Raw genomic sequence first — 17,260 nt, 5'->3', positions numbered from 1 at the left:
CCTATCCGTGCGGACCCGGCCCCGGGCAGTGCTCCCGGCCGGGTCCGCGTAGAGTGAGAAAGGTGAGTGGATCCGATCAGAACAACACACCGTCCGCCTCGGACCCCGGCGGCGGACCCCAGCCCGGGCCGTTCGGCGTCGTCCGCGAGGGGGGTTCCTCGGAACGGGTGCGCGTCCTCGTGGCCGCTTTCGAAGGCTGGAACGACGCCGGGGACGCCGCCACGGACACCGTCAAGTTCCTGCGGGAGAACTACTCGGCGCGGGAAATCTTCGAGGTCTCTCCGGACGAGTACTACGACTATCAGTACTCCCGCCCGCAGATGACCCGCTCGGCCACGGGTGAACCCAAGCTCGTGTGGCCCAGCACCAAGCTCTCGGCAGCCTCCGTGGAGGGCACGAATCTCGACCTGGTCCTGCTGCACGGGTGGGAGCCGTCCTACCGGTGGCGCGGGTTCTGCGCAGAGATTCTGGAGCAGGCGGCGCGGATGGACGTGGACTTCATCGTCATGGTCGGTGCCCTGCTCGCCGATGTCCCCCACACCCGGCCCATTCCCGTGTCGATCACTTCGGACACGGAGGAGCTGCAGGACGAACTGGACGTGACCGGTTCGGAGTACGAGGGCCCCAGCGGCATCGTGGGTGTGCTGTCCCACCTGGCGGCCGTGTCCGGCATTCCGACCGTGAGTCTGTGGGCCGCCGTTCCGCACTACGTGGCGCAGCCCCCCTCCCCCAAGGCCCAGTTGGCTCTCATGCGGCGCCTCGAAGACCTGCTGACCCTCAGCTTCCCGCTCGAGGAGCTCGAGGAGGACGCCGAGGCCTGGGAGCGCGGTGTCAACGAACTGGCCGAGGACGACCCCGAGATTGCGGCGTACGTCGCCAAACTCGAGGAGGCCAAGGACACGACGGACCTCCCGGAAGCCAGTGGCGACGCCATCGCGCAGGAGTTCGAACGCTTCCTGCGACGTCGCGAGCAGGATTGAGAACCGCCCGGCACCAAAGAGGGGTGCCGGGCGGCTTTCAGGACCGCGCTTTCCAGGGCAGGGCCTTCCGCGAGCGAGGGGTCCGGGTGGGGATCAGAGCGTGATGCCCAGACGAGCTTCGACCGCCGCCCGTGCCAGCGCGTCGCCGTGGCCGGGGGCACCGGCGATGGCTGCCTGCGCCCATTCGTCGACTGCCGCGAGCGCGGCGGGGGTGTCCAGGTCGGTGGCCAGCGCGGTCCGCAGCTTCTCCAGCGCGACGTCGAAGGACCTGGCGGGCGCCAGATCGGCGGCCTGCCGCCACAGTGCCAGACGCTTGCGCGCCGTCTCCAAGAGTTCGTCCGTCCAGAACCAGTCGGTGCGGTAGTGCTGGGACATGATGGCCAGGCGGATCGCGTTGGGGTCCTCACCCTGCGCGCGTAGCTTGGAGACCAGCACCAGATTACCCAGCGACTTGGACATCTTCTCCCCGTCCAGGCCCACCATGCCGGTGTGCATGAAGCTGCGCGCCATGGGGTGCCCGGAGATGGACCAGCTGTGTCCGGCCCCCATCTCGTGATGCGGGAAGACCAGGTCGGACCCGCCGCCCTGCACCGTGAACGGAGCGGGAAGGTGGCGCAGCGAGATCAACGAGCACTCGATGTGCCAGCCCGGGCGCCCCCGGCCGAGGTCGCCACCGTCCCATGACGGTTCCCCGGGTCGTTCGACTCGCCACAACAGGGGGTCCAGGGGGTCCCGCTTGCCGTCCCGCTGCGGGTCGCCCCCGCGTTCGGCGAACAGGGGAAGCATGTCTTCCCGGCTCAGGTTCGAAATCTGGCCCAGGTGCCACGACCCGGGGCAGGCACCGGTTCCGCCGTCGTCGGGACCGCACGGTGCGGCCAGCTCCGAGAGCGGGGTGTCAGGGGTGTTCTGGTCCTCCGTCAGGGCGCTCGCGGCGGCGACGTCGAAGTAGACGTCACCGTCCGGCTCCCCCGCCGCGCCCGGAACACGATATGCAAGCCCACGGGCCAGAAGGTCTTCGACGGCGGGCACGATCCACTCGACGGACTCCGTGGCCCCCACGTAGTGCGCCGGCGGAAGCACGTTCAAGGCCGTCATGTCGGTGCGGAACAGCTGGATCTGGTCGGCGGCGAGGTCCCTCCAGTCGATCCCGTCACGTTCGGCCCGCTCGAGGAGGGGGTCGTCAACGTCGGTCACGTTCTGCACGTAGTCGACCGGCATGTCGGCGTCCAACCAGGCGCGGTGGAGGACGTCGAACGCGACGTAGGTGGCCGCGTGTCCCATGTGCGTGGCGTCGTACGGGGTGATGCCGCAGACGTAAAGACTCGCGCGCTCCTGCCGGGGCAACTGCTCGACCCGCTGGGTGCGCGTGTCGAAAACTGTGGGAACGGGGGCACGGCCCGGAAGTTCGGGGGCAGGGCGTGCGGACCAGGACTGCATGGGCACCTCGGATCGAACGGGAAGCTCTACTGGCTGCGGGGGGATGGAGAGGGACGACGTCAGGCTGCGCCGACGGCCGCGGGCACGGCGGAGATCACGCCGAAGCCCAGCAGGACGAACAGCACGATACCCAGCCCGATCCGGTACCAGACGAACAGGGCGTAGGACCGACTGGAGATGTAGCCCATGAACCAGCCGATGATCACGTAGGCGATGACGAACGCGACGACCGTGGCCACCAGCGTCTGAGGCATCGAGTACGCCGCCGGCGAGGGGTCGGTGATCTCGGAGGCGAGCTTGTAGAGCCCGGAGGCGAACACGGCGGGAATGGCCAGCAGGAAGGCGTAACGGGCGGCGTCCTCACGCTTGTAGCCCATGAGCAGTCCCGCGGTGATGGTGCCGCCGGAGCGGGAGACGCCCGGGATCAGGGCCAGCGCCTGGGCAAAACCGTAGATCAGACCGTGCTTCACGGACAGGTTTTCCAGCGTCCGGACCTGCTTGCCGACCTTGTCCGCGATGCCCAGGAAGACACCGAAGACGATCAACATGGTGGCCGTGACCCAGAGGCTGCGGAACGACGTGTCGATCCAGTCCTCGAGCAGGAGGCCCAGCACGGAGATCGGCAGTGAACCGACGATGATCAACCAGCCCATGCGGGCGTCCGGATCCGAGCGGTCCACCTTGCCGACCAGGGACAGGGCCCAGTGCTTGATGATCCGCACGATGTCGCGCCAGAAGTAGATCACCACGGCGGTCTCCGTACCCAGCTGCGTGATCGCGGTGAACGCCGCGCCGGGGTCGCCGCTTCCGGGTAGGAATTCACCGACGATGCGCAGGTGGGCAGACGAAGAAACCGGAAGGAACTCCGTCAGACCTTGCACCAGGCCAAGAATGATTGTTGATAGCCAGTCCACCCGGCCACCTTAGAGCACGAAGTCAGAGCGACGGCCGTGCACGTCCTGCGTGGTGCCTCACAGTTGGGCCGACAAGTTGCCCCGAGAATCATCCGAGTCGTCGTCCGAATCCTCGGAGTCCTGGTCGTCCAGGTCGTCGTAGTCGTCCTCGTCCAACAGCGAGGTGTCGTCGTCGTCCTCGTCGAGGTCCTCGAAAGCGGAGTCCTCATCGTCCTCGGCGAACACCGTGAGCGGCGTGACCTCGTCGAAGTTGTCGTACAGTGCCTCTTCATAGACGTCGAAGGCGTCGGCAATCGCCACGTAGGCGCTGTCGACGGCGGGGTCCTGGTCGCTGCGACGGTTGGAGAGTGCAGCGAGGTGCTCTTCAAGGGCGGAGACGAGGGACTGCAGTGCGACGCGCGGATCGGTGCTCATGGTCCTGACGTTACCCGTCCGCGGTCAGAATGGACAGAACCAGGGAGTGAGATGAGAGAGCAAATCGCCCAGAGCACCGCCCGGATCAGCGTGGACGCGGACCAGCGCTTCGAATACCTGGTTCTGACCGTGGCCGTCGGCGAACGCGTGTCCGACGCGCGTGCCCGGTTGGCCGAGCACGCGGAGTACGGGAAGTGGGAACTCACGCGTTCCGTCCACCTCTACGGAGGGACCCGCAAGTACTGGATGCGCCGGCGCGTGATGCGCGTTCAGCGGACGTTGTGAGCGCGCGGTCCCGTCAGTAGTTCGTCAGCAAGGTGTGGAGGACGTCCGCACCGAACTCCAAGGAGTCCACGGGGACGCGCTCGTCGACACCGTGGAACATGGCCGGGAAGTCGAGTTCCTCCGGCAGACGCAACGGGACGAACCCGTAACCCGTGATTCCCAGAGGGTCCAGTGACTTGTTGTCAGTCCCGGCCGACAGCATGTAGGGCAGGACGACGGCCTCCGGGTCGTGAACCTCCAAGGCGTCGACCATGGCGTCCACGACCGTCCCGGAGAACGGGACCTCCAGGCCGATCTGGTCGGACTCGAATTCGATACGGACCTTCTCCCCCGCCAACTCCTGCAGCTTGCTCAGGACCAGCTCGCGTTGCTCCGGCAGGTACCGGACGTCCAGCCCGGCCTCGGCCGAACCGGGGATCACGTTGGTCTTGTACCCGCCCGTGAGCATGGTCGGGTTGGCCGTGTTCTGCAGCGTCGCCCCGACGAACCGCGCCACGGAGCCGAGTTCCTTCAAGAGCCGCTGCGGGTTCTGCGGATCGAATTCCACCCCGGTCAGCTCCGTGACCGCGTCGAGGAACTGACGCGTGGTCTTGGTGAGTTCGATCGGCCACTGGTGCTCGCCGATGTTGGCCATGGCGCGGGACAACGTGGTGACGGGGTTGTCGGTGTTGACCTGGGACCCGTGGCCGGCGGTCCCCTCGGCGTGCAGCCGCAGCCACATGAGGCCCTTCTCCGCGGTCTGCAGCAGGTACGCGCGGCGCCCGCCGATCGATGCGGAGTACCCGCCCACTTCACTGATCGCGTCCGTCACGCCGTCGAAGAGTTCGGGATGGTTCTCGACGACCCACTTGGACCCGTACTCCATCCCCGCTTCCTCGTCGGCGAAGAACCCGATCACGATGTCGCGGCGGGGCCGCTGACCGGTGCGTTGCATGTGCCGGACCGTGGACAGCATCATCGCGTCCATGTCCTTCATGTCCACGGCCCCGCGGCCCCAGATCATGCCGTCCTTGAGCTCGGCGGCGAACGGGTCCACGGACCAGTCCTCCGCCATGGCCGGGACGACGTCGAGATGGCCGTGGACCAGGAGCCCGTTCGCGCTCGGATCAGTGCCCGGGATCCGAGCGAAGACGTTGGCGCGCCCGGGAGCGGATTCCAGGAGCGTGGTCTCCAGCCCGACCTCTTCCAGTAGCCCCGCGGCGTACTCCGCGGCGCGGCGCTCGCCCTTGGAATCCCCGCTGCCGTAGTTGGAGGTGTCGATGCGAATGAGGTTTCGGGCGATCTCCACGGCCTCGTCGTGGGCGGTGGGGTTTGCCTCGGTGCTCATGCGCTGCTCCTCGTCGCGGATGTCGGGTCACGGGTCCGGCCATGCTAACGCGGTCGGCCCGAACCCCATCTTGGGGACATAGCACGTAACTGTAGGCACTATGGGGGATAAAACCGTTATGCTGACACGAGCGTGCCTCGCATCGACGCAGATGAGAGCACGGACCCCGGTAACAAGCCAGCCCCGCCTGGCCCCCAGGAGAAACCGTGAACGACCGCCTTGAATCCCCCGACCCGGGTCAGTACGCACAGACCGGGCAGGTGCCGCATCGCCGTGGCACCGTCGCTGTGGACACCACTGACGCGTTGCCCACCGTGGAGATCACCACGGGTTGGTTCGCGGGCCTGCGCCGTCGTCCCCGCTGGAGCATGACCGTGCACGACGCCGACGGCGCCCTGGTCACCCGACAGTGCCACCCCAGTTACCGGGAAGCCCTGGACGCCGCATTCACCGTGTGCCGCGACCTCGGGTACGGATCCTCCGTGCACGGGCTCGCCGCCTGAACCCCGACACCCAACATGTTCGGGGGCCCGTCCGCGGACGGGCCCCCCGAACTTTCCCCACAGATCATCGGACCTCAGATCATCGGACCACAGATCATCGGACCTCGGGTGGAGAGAACCATCAGATGATGGGCGGCGCCGGGGGCTCCTCCTGACGTGACGCGGCCACGGCCTGGAGATCGGCCAACATGGCATCCGCCCCGTCGTCCTGGGTGAGGAACGGGTCACGCAGCCTGACGATCTGCTGGGTGGGCCCGTTGATCTTCACGTTGACCCAGTCGATCGTCGAATGCTTTCCCGCCTCGATGGCCGCTCGCACCAGTGCGCCACGGATCTTGGCCCGGGTCTCGGGCGGTTGATCGGTGGCCTGCTCGGCCTCCGACCCGTCGGTGCCGGGAAGCCTGGCGGCCATCCCCCGCTCCTCCAGGATGCGGAACAGTCCGCGGCCCGGTGCGATGTCGTGATAGGCCAGGTCCATCTGGGCCACCCGCGGCGCGGAATAGTCCGCGCCGTTGCGGGCCACCCAAGAATCCAACAGCTTCTTCTTGATCGCCCAGTCGATCTCCGTGTCGATCGCAGTCAGGTCCTGGGACTCGACGGCGGTCAGGGTGCGTTCCCAGAGATCCAGGACCCACTCCACGCGGTCATGATGTGCGCCGTTGGCCTGCACGAACCGCTGCACCGTCTCCAGGTACTCCCGCTGCAGGTCCAGCGCGGAGCGTTTGGAACCGTCGGATAGCTCGATCGGAGTGGTGCCCGTCAGATCGTGGGAGATCTGCCGCAGGGCCAGTGCAGGGTCCACAAGCGTGCGGTCGTTCATGGCGTTGCCGGCTTCGACCATGCGCAGCATGAGATCCGTGGCGCCCAGCCGCAGGGCGGTCGTTGTCGTGGACATCGTGGAATCGCCCACGATCACGTGCAGGCGTCGGAAGCGTTCCGAGTCCGCGTGCGGTTCGTCGCGTGTGTTGATCAGCGGACGGGCACGGGTGGTCGACGACGACGAGTCCTCCCAGATGTGATCGGCGCGCTGGGAGAACGAATAGGACGGCTCCCCCGCGTTCTGCGTGAAGCTGCGCTGACCGAAGGCCACGGGGCCCGTGGGATGGACCCGTCCGGCGCCCGCGATGAGCTGGCGGGTGACCAGGAACGGGATGAGGTGGGCGATCAGCCGTGCGAACCGGGTGGTCCGGGCGATCATGTAGTTCTCGTGGGAACCAAAGGAGTTGCCCGCCGAATCCACGTTGTTCTTGAACAGGTAGACCGATCCCCCGGTGCGCTCCGCCGCGAGCTTCGCTTCGAGCTTCCGGCGCATGTCGTCCACGATCAGCTCACCGGCGCGGTCGTGGGCCACGGCGTCGTCGATCGAGGCACACTCCGCCGTCGCGTACTCGGGGTGTGAGCCGACGTCCAGGTAGAGCCGGGCCCCGTTGGGGAGGAACACGTTGGAGGACCGTCCCCACTCGACGATGGGGCGAAAGAGCAGACGCGCGGTGTCGTCCGGGGTCATGGGGGTGCCGTCGGGAACGCGGTGAACGATCCCGAACTCGGTCTCTAGACCCATGATCCTGCGATCCATGGGTTACTGGCCGCCCTTCTGCACGAAGCCCTTGACGAACTCCTCGGCGTTGGCCTCCAGGACGGCGTCGATGTCGGCCAACAGGTCGTCAGCCTGGGTGGCCTGCGCCTGGGCCGCAGCGGACGGGCCGCTCGGCGCGGGAGTGGGGGCGGAATCGGGAAGCGGGGCGTCCTCTTCCCGCTTGGATCCGGAGGAGGAAATGCGTTCCTGGGCCATGGTCAATCTCCTGATGTGTCGTCTGTGGCGGCGCCGGAGGCAACCACCCATTCGGGATGAACGTGTTCGAAGCGGCGGATGAAGTCCTCCACGGAGTCGGCCGCCCACCAGTCCCGGGTCTCCTCCCGCGTGAGCGCGGTGGGTTCGGGCCAGATCATGCGGGCTCCCCGGCGTACGCCCGGGAACTGAACCGCCGCGGTGTCCCATCCGGCGGCGATCACGTCGTCGGGGAACGCGGCCACCAGCCGTCCACGGAAGTCCGCCCGGGTGTCCGGTGGCGGTGCCCAGGCCGCGGCGGCGATCTGGTCCGCGGAGAACAAGGTCCGGATGCGTCCGGCGGCGGCCAGCCGGTGGTAGAGACCCTTGTCGGGGTTGACGTCGTGGTACTGCAGGTCGATCGCCGCGAGCTGGGGTGCGGTCCAGCCGAGGTTGCCCCGTTGCCGGTAGGACTCCAGGACCTGGAGCTTGGCCACCCAGTCCAGTCGGTCGGCCAGAGAACCGGGATCGGTCTCGAGGGCGTCCAGGACCTCTCGCCACAGCTGGAGAATCTCGGCCGTGTCCTGGTCCGGAGACGGCCCTTCGAGTTCCTCGGATGCTTCCAGGAACAGCCGCTGGATCTGCACGCCGGTGAGGGATCCTCCGTCCTTGAGCGGCACGGTGGCCTGCAGGCTCGGATCGTGGCTGATGGTGTGCATGGCGGCCACGGGGTCGTAGAGCTCGATCGCGGGAACCGCCTTGTTCTCCACGAGCCGCAGGACCAGCGACGTCGTGCCGAACTTGAGCAATTCGGACACGTGCGAAAGGTTGGCGTCGCCGACGATCACGTGTAGGCGACGGTACCGGGACTCATCGGCGTGTGGCTCGTCGCGGGTGTTGACGATGGGGCGTCGCACCGTGGTCTCGAGCCCGACCAGCCGCTCGAAGAAGTCGGCCCGCTGACTGATCTGGAACCCCGGTGTCCTGCCGTCCTGCCCGATGCCCACGCGACCCGCGCCGCACACGACCTGGCGGGAGGCGAAGAACGGCAGCAGGGCCGAGTTCAGCCGGTCCAGGTTGGTCTCCCGTGGGATGAGGTAGTTCTCGTGGGAACCGTAGGAGGCCGACTTCCCGTCCGTGTTGTTCTTGTAGAGATGGATCGGTGCCAGGCCGGTGTTCTCCACGGAGTCCTGGAGGGTCTTCACCACGGTGGCTGCCACGGCGTCACCGGCCAGGTCGTAGAGCACGGCGTCCCGGGGCGTCATGACCTCGGGTGAGGAGTACTCCGGGTGGGAGTGGTCCACGTACAACCGTGCGCCGTTGGGCAGCACCGTGTTCATCACGATCCGGGCCGCGTAGTCCTCCCACAGCCCCTGCTCCGCCAGCGCCTCGGCCGCAATCTCCTCACTGGTCAGCACCGGAGCGGAGTCCGTCAGCTGGGTGGGATGGGCCTGGGCACGGTCCATGGTGAAGCCGCGGGCGTCCTGCAGCGGTGCTTCCGAGCTGTAGTCGAAGTCCGGGACGGAGTCCCCCGTGGCTCCCAGCTCTCGTCGCACCAGTGCGGCGTAGGCGGTGACCACGCGGGTGGACAGGACCGTGGCGTTGGCCTTCGGGTTGTTGGGTTCGAGGACGCCGAACTCCGTTTCGGCGCCCATGACCCGGCGGACGCTCACGAATCGCTCCGATCGTCCGTGGCGGAGGTCGCGAGGGCGTCGTCGGGACGGGGGCCGCGGTGCATGACGATGCGCAGGTCCGCAATGGTGTCGCCCCGGCGCCCCGAAATGCGTGCCCAGTCGTCCGGGTCCGAGGTGTCCGGGAGGTCCTGCTGCTCCATGAACTCCTGGGCGACGGCGTTGCGCACGTGCTGCCGGGTGATACCGCGGACCTGCTTGGTCAGGAGGTCCTTGATGGCCTGTTTCTTGGCGCGGTCCACGATGTTGCGGATCACCGCACCGGAGACGAAGTCCGAGAACCACAAGGTTTCGCGCTTGCCGTCCTTGTACGTGATCTCCAGGAAGCGCGTGGCGTCGGTCTGCGCGTACATCGCCTCGACCCCGTCGTCGATCAGGGCCTCGATCGCGGCTTCACGCGACCCGGCACTGATGATCTCCTCCTGGTGCAGAGGCAGGTCGGGGGTGAGGTAGAGGGCGAAGATCTGGCGGGCGCCCTCGGCATCCGGGCGGTCGATGCGGATCTTGACGTCCAGACGACCCGGGCGCAGCACGGCGGGGTCGATCATGTCCTCGCGGTTGGTCGCCCCCACGATGATCACGTTGTCGAGCTTCTCCACTCCGTCGATCTCCGTGAGCAGCTGCGGGACGATCGTGGTCTCCACGTCGGAGGAGAGTCCCGAGCCGCGGGTACGGAACAGGGAATCCATCTCGTCGAAGAAGACCACGACCGGAATGCCGGCGGCGGCCTGCTCGCGGGCGCGGGTGAAGATCTGGCGGATCTGGCGTTCCGTCTCCCCCACGAACTTGTCGAGCAGTTCGGGGCCCTTGATGTTGAGGAAGTACCCCTTGGCCTGGTCACGCCCCGACTTCTCCGCGGCACGTTCGGCCAGCGAGCGCGCCACGGCCTTGGCGATCATGGTCTTGCCGTTGCCGGGAGGGCCGTACAGCAGGATGCCCTTGGGCGGGGCCAGCTTGTGCTGGCGGTACAGCTCGGGGTGGACGAACGGGAGTTCGACGGCGTCCTGGATCTGCTCGATCTCCTCCCCGAGTCCGCCGATGTCCTGGTACCGGACGTTGGGGACTTCCTCGAGGACGAGTTCCTCCATGCCCGTCCGGTTCACGATTTCCAGGGCGAACCCGTTGCGGTGGTCGATGGTGACCGTCTGGCCCGGCTGCGGCGGGTTCTTGCGCAGGGCCCCGGACAGGCGCAGCACGCGTTCTTCGTCCGAGCGCCCCACGGTGACCACGCGGGCGGCGTCGACGACCTCGCGCACCGTGGCCAGTTCTCCGGTGGGTTCGTAGCCCAGGACGGAGACGACGACGGAGCGTTCGTCCACCAGGATCTGGCGCCCCGGTTCCAGGGCGCCCTGTGGAACCAACGGGGAGACGGGGCAGCGGACGTTGCGGCCGGAGACCACGACGTCTGCACTGAGGTCCTTGGTCCCGGCAGAGTCCCCGGCGGGGATCGTGCGAATGAGCGTGGCGACCGACAACGGGAGCTCGAGGTCGTGCTCCAGGGCCTTCTTGAGCCGGGTGATCTGGTCGCGGGCTCCTTCGAGTGCGGTGCGCAGCTTCTGGTTCTGCTGCCCGGCGGAGGAGAGCTGCCGGTCCAGGTTGCGCTTCTCGTCGCGCACGATGGCCACCTGGCGATGGGCGGTCGCCAACTGCTGCGTGAAGTGGTCCGATCCCTGTGCGGGCCCGGGGTTCGTCCCTGCCCCTGAAGGTGTGTTCTGGCCGCTGGATGTGGTGTCGGTCATCGTCGTCGTCAATCCTGATCCCGCCCGGCGTGGGGCACTCGCGTACCCTCCCACTGTATGCCCGCGGTGGGTGATGTCACCTCTGAGGCGCTCGCGGGACCCGCGCAGGGTCGGGGCGACGACGTGCGCCGGGTGTGCACAATGGCCGGTGGAAGCAGCCGAAAGGAGCCAGAGAAGGGTGACGACGCGAGTGCCTGCCGGGGGCTTTGCCGCCGGTTCCGCTCAGTACCGCCGCATTCTGTCGGTGTTGGCGCTCGGGGGGTTGGCCAACTTCGCCCTGATCTACTTCGTCCAGCCGTTGCTTCCCCAGTTCGCCAGGTCCTTCGAGGTGCCCGAGGGGGTAACGGGGGCGGCGCTGTCCGCGGCGACGGTGGCGATGATGGTTGGGCTGCTGCTGGCCGGACCCTTGGGAGACGTGATCGGCAGGGTCTGGGTCATGGCCGGATCCTTGACGGTCTCCGGTGTGTTCACCATCGCCTGCGCCATGGCGCCCACCTGGGAGGTCTTCCTGACCTTCCGCGCCGTCTCAGGCCTGGCGCTGGCCGGCCTTCCTGCCATGGCACTCGCCTACCTGCGCGAGAAGCTGGACAACGCCGCCCACCCCAAGGCCAATGCGCTCTACATCGCGGGCACGGCCATGGGAGGCGCACTGGGACGGCTGGCGCCAGGGCCACTGTCCGAGCTGGGAGGGTGGCAGGTTTCCGCGTACGTGCTCGGCGTCCTGTCCGTGGTGATCGGCGCAGTGGTGGCCTGCGCGCTCCCCCTGGACCGACCGGGTGGCACGGACATTCGTCTGCACGACGTGCTGTTCGGGACCTTCGGGGTGCTCCGGAACACGCAGGTGGCGTTGCTGTGCGCCCTGGGCTTTGCCGCGATGGCAGTGTTCGTGGGGGCCTACAACGCGGTGTCTCTGCGCCTGGAAGCGCCCCCGTTCTCGATGGGCAGCGAATCCGCCGTGGTGTACCTGGCCTATCCCGTCGGCATTCTCGCCCCGGCGGTGTTCCGAGGGGTCGCGGACCGGGTGGGGCGGGCGCTCGTCGTGGTCCTGGGTCTGGTGGCCATGGGGGCCGCCGTAGGGGTGACCACCCCCGTGTCCGTGGCCGGGGTGCTGATCGGACTGGGTATGTTGACGTTCGCGTTCATGGGCACCCACGCGATTCTGAGCGGGTGGGTCGTGGACCGCGCGCACCGGCTGGGTCTGAGCGCGGCCAAGGCCTCGAGTGCCTACTTGGTGTTCTACTACGCCGGATCCAGCCTGTCCGGGACCCTGTCCACGCACCTGTGGAGTGCGTTCGGATGGGGGTCCGTGGTGGTGTGGTCGGCGGGCGTCGTCGTGGCCGGCCTGCTGTGCGCGGTCAGCGTCATGCTGCTCCAACGGCGCGGCTGAACGTCACTGAGGCATCCCGCCGGGAGCTACGACATCGCACCTCTGGGGATCACTCGAGAACGAAGACGTCGATCTCCACGCGGTCCTGGAGTCGACGTCCGGTGCCGACCAGGATTCGTTCCGCCAGCCATCCCCAGCGTGGTCCCGGGGATTCCAGACGCGGCGTGCAGCGGAAGTAGATCCGTTCGGGATCCACGGCCTCGCCACGAACCAAACGGGCGATGTCCTCGGCTCTGCCGGTACGGATGCCCCAGTTCGTGATGTAGATCCGCTCACCGGCGTCGGACTTCAAGACGTACTTGGCCTCGAGGTGGGTGGTGGTCTCGTCGATCAGGAGCTGGAAATCAGCCCCCACCGGGTCGATGACGCCGTTCAACTCCGGACCGGTGGCCGTGCCCCCGGTGATGGGGATGACCCTCCGGTACCCCTCCGCCGTGGGGCCCACCTCGAGCGGCATGCCGACGGACACGGACAGCGTGGTCAGGAAGGACAGTGCGGGTGCCTGTGGCGTACTCATGTACCGGTTCTACCACTGCCACTCAGGGATCGGCCGTGCGGTGTTCCGAACGGCACAGGGGATCTAGGGCCGTCCGGCACGGCGCACTCAGAAACACTAAGTAGCTTTAGCGGTATGAGTCAGAATGTCGGCGCCGGGCCTCGCACCGTCCTGGTCATCAGCGATCCTGGGCTCCCCACCCGCAGACTCGAGAGACTCCAGGGTCGCTTGGAATCCCGTCTGGGCATCCTGTACCACTGCGACGTCCACGTGATCACCAGGACCGAGACCATCCGACTGCGTCCCGACAACACGTTGGACGTCACGGCTGCCGGGCGCCTTGCCGACGAGTACGACGCCGTGGACGCCGTGCTCCTGCTGACTGAGATCCCACGGCATTCGGGCGAAGACCCGCTGGTGGCAGAAGTCTTTCCCGAGTACAACGTCGGGGTGATCTCCTGCCCCACTTTGGGGGCGGTGGCCACCAAGAGTCGGATTCTGACGGTCCTGCTGGACTGCCTCACCCGGCTCATGCCACTCGACCATCCGAAGGACGGGTCGACGGCGGCGGCCGGACTCGGTCCCGGTCGCAAAGTCGGCTTGCGGTGGACCCGCTGGCGGCAGGATTCCGGAGGCCACCTCGCACTGCGCGCAGACCGGCTCCTGGGCTCCGCGCGGACCGTCATGGGCATGACCGTGGCCAACGACCCCTGGCGGACCGCTCCCCGGCTGTCGAGCGCGCTCGCGGCCGCAGCCGCCACGGGTGCCTTCGGAATCTTCTACAGCTCGATCTGGCAGATGGCCGAGTACCTGTCCACGGCACGTCTGCTGTCCATCGGCGCCGTGGCGGTCGCCGTCATGATCACGTGGTTGATCGTCAGCAACGGCCTGTGGGACAAACCGGTCCACGAACGGCTGACCCGCGTGGTGGTGCTGTACAACTTCTCCACCGTGCTGACCTTGCTGGTCTGCGTGGTCGCGCTCTACCTGGCGTTGGTGGTGATGATCTTCGCCGGCGGCCTGATCATCATCGATCCGGGATTCATGTCGACGCTGTTGGCCAGTTCGGACGTGCAGCTGACCAACTACCTGGACATCGCGTGGCTCAGTGCGGCCATGGGGGTCGTGGCCGGTGGCCTGGGGTCCAGCTTCGACAGTCGGACGGATCTGAAGAAGCTCACCCACGGGCAGCGTGAGAGACAGCGCCGCTACGCGACCGACGACGACCCGCAGGAAGCCTGACCCGATCGACGCCAAGCGGTGTGGTCGGTGCCGGATGCGTAGTCCGGCTGAGCCGAGTGGTCGACAACCCTGCCGCGCATGACAAAACCCCCGAACCCATGAGGGTTCGGGGGTTTCACATGTCGTGAGACATCACAAGTGTGCGCGGAGGGGGACTTGAACCCCCACCCTCTAATACGAGGACTAGCACCTCAAGCTAGCGCGTCTGCCTATTCCGCCACCCGCGCAGGTGACCGGACGGACCTTCACGGGCATCAAATAACCGCGTCAGCCGCCGAGCAACGACGACGACTTTAGCACAGACCGGCCGTCCAGGTGTTCACCGCGAGGGTGGGCCGAGCGGCAGTGCCGGTGCCCGTTCCCCCGCGGTCAGGACGGTCAGGGAAGGACCGAGCGATACACCTCAAGGGTGCGTTCGGCGATGGACTCCCAGGAGAAGTGTTCCTCGGCCCGCTGTCTGCCCGCTTCACCCATGCGGCGCGCGCGCTCCGGGTCGGAAATCACCTCGGTCAGGGCGGCGGCGAAGTCGTTGACGAACTTGTCGGGATCCAGCGGGGTGCCGGATCCGTCGTCGACCTGCTCGATCTCCACCAACCGGCCCGTCTCGCCGTCGACCACGACCTCCGGGATGCCACCGGTGGCGGTGGCCACGACGGCGGCCCCGCACGCCATGGCCTCCAGGTTGACGATCCCGAGGGGTTCGTAGATCGAGGGGCAGGCGAAGGCCGTGGCGTGGGACAGGATCTGGATGACCTCCCGGCGCGGGAGCATCTGCTCGATGAGGACCACGCCGTCACGGGTGGCCTTGAGTTCGTCGATCAGACCGTTGACCTCGGCGGCCAGCTCGGGGGTGTCTGCCGCACCGGCGCACAGCACGAGTTGGACCTCCGGCGGCAGCTGCAGTGCGGCACGCAGCAGGAACGGCACACCCTTCTGCCGGGTCACGCGGCCCACGAAGACCACGGACGGCTTGGCGGGGTCAATGCCGTGGGCTTCCAGGACGTCGGTACCTTCGTCCCGATTCCACTGCGCGACGTCGATGCCGTTGTGCACGACCTGGACCTTGGCAGGGTCGATCTCCGGGTAGCAGCGCAGGATGTCGTTGCGCATTCCGTCCGAGACTGCGATGACCGCAGCGGCGTTGAGGTAGGCGGTCTTCTCCACGAACGAGGAGATGGCGTACCCGCCACCTAGCTGCTCGGCCTTCCACGGCCGCAACGGTTCAAGGGAATGGGCGGAGATCACGTGTGGGATGCCGTGCATGAGGGAAGCCAGGTGACCCGCCATGTTGGCGTACCACGTGTGCGAATGCACCAGGTCCGCTCCCCCGATGTCGCCCACCATGCCCAGGTCCGTGCCCAAGGTCTCGATCGTCGCGTTCTGACCGCGAAGGTCTCCGGGGACCTGGTAGGCCTGGACATGGGCTCCGTGGAAATCCGGTTCACGGGGTTCCCCGAAGCAGCGGACATTCAGCTCGACCAGCGGCGCCAGGACACGCGAGAGCTCGGCGACGTGAACGCCGGCACCCCCGTAGATCGCCGGTGGGAACTCCTTGGACACGATGTCGATACGCACGTGATCGAGACTACAGTCCGGGCTCTCTGGCACCCACTCTGGCCGCTCATTTCTGAAACCTTTGCGACGCTTGCCGAAATCTGACCGCGCCAACTTCCCAGAACGGCCCGATTCACGGTTGAGTGGACTCTGTATCGTGGCGATCCGATGAATCGGCCGCCGACGGCATCGGGCCCCCGCCCGGATTCACGACGACGACGTCTGGAGAGGTTGAACATGGCACGCGAAAAGGTGCTGGCAATTGTTCTGGCCGGTGGCGAAGGCAAGCGCCTGATGCCCCTGACCGAGGACCGTGCCAAGCCCGCCGTCCCTTTCGGTGGCACCTACCGGTTGATCGACTTTGCACTCTCGAACCTGGTGAACTCCAGGTACCTGCAGATCGTGGTCCTGACCCAGTACAAGTCCCACTCCCTGGACCGGCACCTGTCCGAAACCTGGCGGTTGTCGACGCTGCTGGGCAACTACATCGCCTCGGTGCCCGCGCAGCAGCGCCACGGCAAGGACTGGTTCCTGGGGTCGGCCAACGCGATCTTCCAGTCGATGAACCTGATCGACGACGCCCGTCCGGACATCGTGGTGGTCGTGGGCGCCGATCACGTCTACCGCATGGACTTTTCCCAGATGGTCGACTTCCACATCGCCTCCGGCGCCAAGGCGACGGTGGCCGGTGTTCGCCAGCCGCTCGAGCTGGTCAAGTCTTTCGGCGTGATCGAAACGGACCCGAACGACCCCACCAAGATCACCCAGTTCGTGGAGAAGCCGGACTCGACCCGTCCCCTGGAGGATGACCCGACCCAGTTCCTGGCGTCCATGGGCAACTACGTGTTCTCCACCGACGCCCTGGTCGAGGCGCTGCGTCAGGACGAGGCCCGCGAGGACACCGACCACGACATGGGCGGCGACATCATGCCGTACTTCGCCGACCGCGGTGAAGCCGTGGTCTACGACTTCACGAACAACGACGTGCCCGGGTCCACCGATCGTGACCGCCAGTACTGGCGCGACGTCGGCACCTTGGATTCGTACTACGACTCCCACATGGACCTGTTGCGCCCCATGCCCGTGTTCAACCTCTACAACGAGGCCTGGCCGCTCTACACCCACCAGGTCACCGCACCGCCCGCCAAGCTGGTCCGCGGCCCGTACCAGGAGGGTGGCGTGGCAACGGACTCGATCCTGTCCCCCGGTGTGATCGTGGCGGGCAGCCGGGTCCAGGAGTCGGTGCTCTCCCCCAACGTCTTCGTGGGCAACCACGCCCGGGTGGACAAGTCCGTGCTCCTGCAGGGTGTGCGGGTGGAGGAGGACGCCGTCGTGGAACGCTGCATCGTGGACAAGAACGTCGTGGTTCCGCCCGGAGTCCGGGTGGGCGTCAGCGCCGAAGAGGACCGTGCCCGTGGTCTCCACGTGACCGACTCCGGCATCACGGTGATCCCCAAGAACTACAAGTTCGAGTAGGCACGCGACCCCACGCACTATGGGGCGGCGGTGTGCAACGCGGAAGG

General features: G+C 67.1%; 16 protein-coding genes and 1 tRNA gene. 6 read left to right on the top strand and 11 right to left on the bottom strand.

From position 1 onward, the window contains the following. The first annotated feature begins 62 nt into the window (after positions 1-62). Positions 63-980 carry a PAC2 family protein gene (locus tag GWK18_RS01510; protein WP_123824732.1) on the top strand — a complete coding sequence of 306 codons (918 nt, stop codon included), beginning with the start codon at positions 63-65 and terminating at the stop codon, positions 978-980. Positions 981-1,073: 93 nt separating this feature from the next. On the opposite strand, the gene mshC is transcribed toward GWK18_RS01510, so the two are convergent. Genes mshC through GWK18_RS01495 form a run of 3 tightly spaced genes read right to left on the bottom strand, consistent with a single transcriptional unit; the run spans position 1,074 to position 3,745 of the window. Beyond that, complete coding sequence (gene mshC / locus GWK18_RS01505) at positions 1,074-2,417, bottom strand: cysteine--1-D-myo-inosityl 2-amino-2-deoxy-alpha-D-glucopyranoside ligase (protein WP_166832737.1); 1,344 nt, start codon at positions 2,415-2,417, stop codon at positions 1,074-1,076. Positions 2,418-2,476: 59 nt separating this feature from the next. After that, positions 2,477-3,331 carry an undecaprenyl-diphosphate phosphatase gene (locus GWK18_RS01500; protein WP_123824734.1) on the bottom strand — a complete coding sequence of 285 codons (855 nt, stop codon included), beginning with the start codon at positions 3,329-3,331 and terminating at the stop codon, positions 2,477-2,479. 57 nt (positions 3,332-3,388) lie between these two features. Continuing rightward, positions 3,389-3,745: a hypothetical protein gene (locus tag GWK18_RS01495; protein WP_166832735.1), complete on the bottom strand. Its 357-nt coding sequence runs from the start codon at positions 3,743-3,745 to the stop codon at positions 3,389-3,391. A 51-nt stretch (positions 3,746-3,796) separates the two neighbouring features. Here GWK18_RS01495 and GWK18_RS01490 point away from each other — a divergent pair, with 51 nt between their 5' ends. Next, the gene (locus GWK18_RS01490) at positions 3,797-4,030 is read left to right on the top strand and encodes a DUF5703 family protein (protein ID WP_166832733.1); all 234 of its coding nucleotides are present in this window, start codon (positions 3,797-3,799) and stop codon (positions 4,028-4,030) included. 13 nt (positions 4,031-4,043) lie between these two features. On the opposite strand, the gene GWK18_RS01485 is transcribed toward GWK18_RS01490, so the two are convergent. After that, positions 4,044-5,357, bottom strand: a complete 1,314-nt coding sequence (locus tag GWK18_RS01485) for a M20/M25/M40 family metallo-hydrolase (protein WP_166832731.1) — start codon at positions 5,355-5,357, stop codon at positions 4,044-4,046. A gap of 206 nt (positions 5,358-5,563) precedes the next feature. Between GWK18_RS01485 and GWK18_RS01480 the strand changes: the two genes are divergently transcribed. Further along, positions 5,564-5,860, top strand: a complete 297-nt coding sequence (locus tag GWK18_RS01480; RefSeq protein ID WP_123824738.1) for a hypothetical protein — start codon at positions 5,564-5,566, stop codon at positions 5,858-5,860. 121 nt (positions 5,861-5,981) lie between these two features. Here GWK18_RS01480 and pafA read toward each other — a convergent pair whose 3' ends face one another. From pafA to arc, 4 genes are read right to left on the bottom strand one after another with little or no spacing between them, the layout of a single operon-like run. Further along, positions 5,982-7,436 (bottom strand): Pup--protein ligase, encoded by a 1,455-nt coding sequence (gene pafA, locus GWK18_RS01475; protein ID WP_166832729.1) that lies wholly within the window; start codon positions 7,434-7,436, stop codon positions 5,982-5,984. 3 nt (positions 7,437-7,439) lie between these two features. Beyond that, positions 7,440-7,652, bottom strand: a complete 213-nt coding sequence (locus tag GWK18_RS01470) for a ubiquitin-like protein Pup (RefSeq protein WP_123824740.1) — start codon at positions 7,650-7,652, stop codon at positions 7,440-7,442. Between the two features lie 2 nt (positions 7,653-7,654). Then, the gene (gene dop / locus GWK18_RS01465) at positions 7,655-9,301 is read right to left on the bottom strand and encodes a depupylase/deamidase Dop (protein WP_123824741.1); all 1,647 of its coding nucleotides are present in this window, start codon (positions 9,299-9,301) and stop codon (positions 7,655-7,657) included. After that, the gene (gene arc / locus GWK18_RS01460; RefSeq protein WP_166832727.1) at positions 9,298-11,058 is read right to left on the bottom strand and encodes a proteasome ATPase; all 1,761 of its coding nucleotides are present in this window, start codon (positions 11,056-11,058) and stop codon (positions 9,298-9,300) included. Before arc ends, dop begins: the two co-directional genes overlap by 4 nt. A gap of 178 nt (positions 11,059-11,236) precedes the next feature. Here arc and GWK18_RS01455 point away from each other — a divergent pair, with 178 nt between their 5' ends. Then, a complete protein-coding gene (locus GWK18_RS01455; protein ID WP_348535798.1) occupies positions 11,237-12,445 on the top strand; it encodes an MFS transporter in 1,209 nt (402 codons plus the stop codon). Between the two features lie 49 nt (positions 12,446-12,494). Here the strand turns inward: GWK18_RS01455 and GWK18_RS01450 are convergent, their stop codons facing one another. Then, positions 12,495-12,962, bottom strand: coding sequence for a DUF3237 domain-containing protein (locus tag GWK18_RS01450; protein ID WP_166832723.1), 468 nt, complete (start codon positions 12,960-12,962; stop codon positions 12,495-12,497). Positions 12,963-13,076: 114 nt separating this feature from the next. Between GWK18_RS01450 and GWK18_RS01445 the strand changes: the two genes are divergently transcribed. Further along, on the top strand, positions 13,077-14,183 hold the full coding sequence (locus GWK18_RS01445; RefSeq protein ID WP_166832721.1) for a hypothetical protein: 1,107 nt from the start codon (positions 13,077-13,079) through the stop codon (positions 14,181-14,183). Between the two features lie 141 nt (positions 14,184-14,324). Here GWK18_RS01445 and GWK18_RS01440 read toward each other — a convergent pair. Both GWK18_RS01440 and glgA read right to left on the bottom strand, forming a co-directional pair. Beyond that, positions 14,325-14,410: transfer RNA gene (locus GWK18_RS01440), tRNA-Leu, on the bottom strand. Positions 14,411-14,561: 151 nt separating this feature from the next. Continuing rightward, positions 14,562-15,758 carry a glycogen synthase gene (glgA, locus tag GWK18_RS01435; RefSeq protein ID WP_166832719.1) on the bottom strand — a complete coding sequence of 399 codons (1,197 nt, stop codon included), beginning with the start codon at positions 15,756-15,758 and terminating at the stop codon, positions 14,562-14,564. Between the two features lie 216 nt (positions 15,759-15,974). Here glgA and glgC point away from each other — a divergent pair, with 216 nt between their 5' ends. Further along, positions 15,975-17,213, top strand: coding sequence for a glucose-1-phosphate adenylyltransferase (glgC, locus tag GWK18_RS01430; RefSeq protein WP_123824747.1), 1,239 nt, complete (start codon positions 15,975-15,977; stop codon positions 17,211-17,213). The last annotated feature ends 47 nt before the right edge of the window (positions 17,214-17,260 follow it).

Origin of the sequence: Kocuria sp. JC486 (assembly GCF_011602805.1) — a bacterium.
Lineage (GTDB): Bacteria > Actinomycetota > Actinomycetes > Actinomycetales > Micrococcaceae > Kocuria > Kocuria soli.
This window is presented reverse-complemented; position numbering and strand designations above follow the sequence as displayed.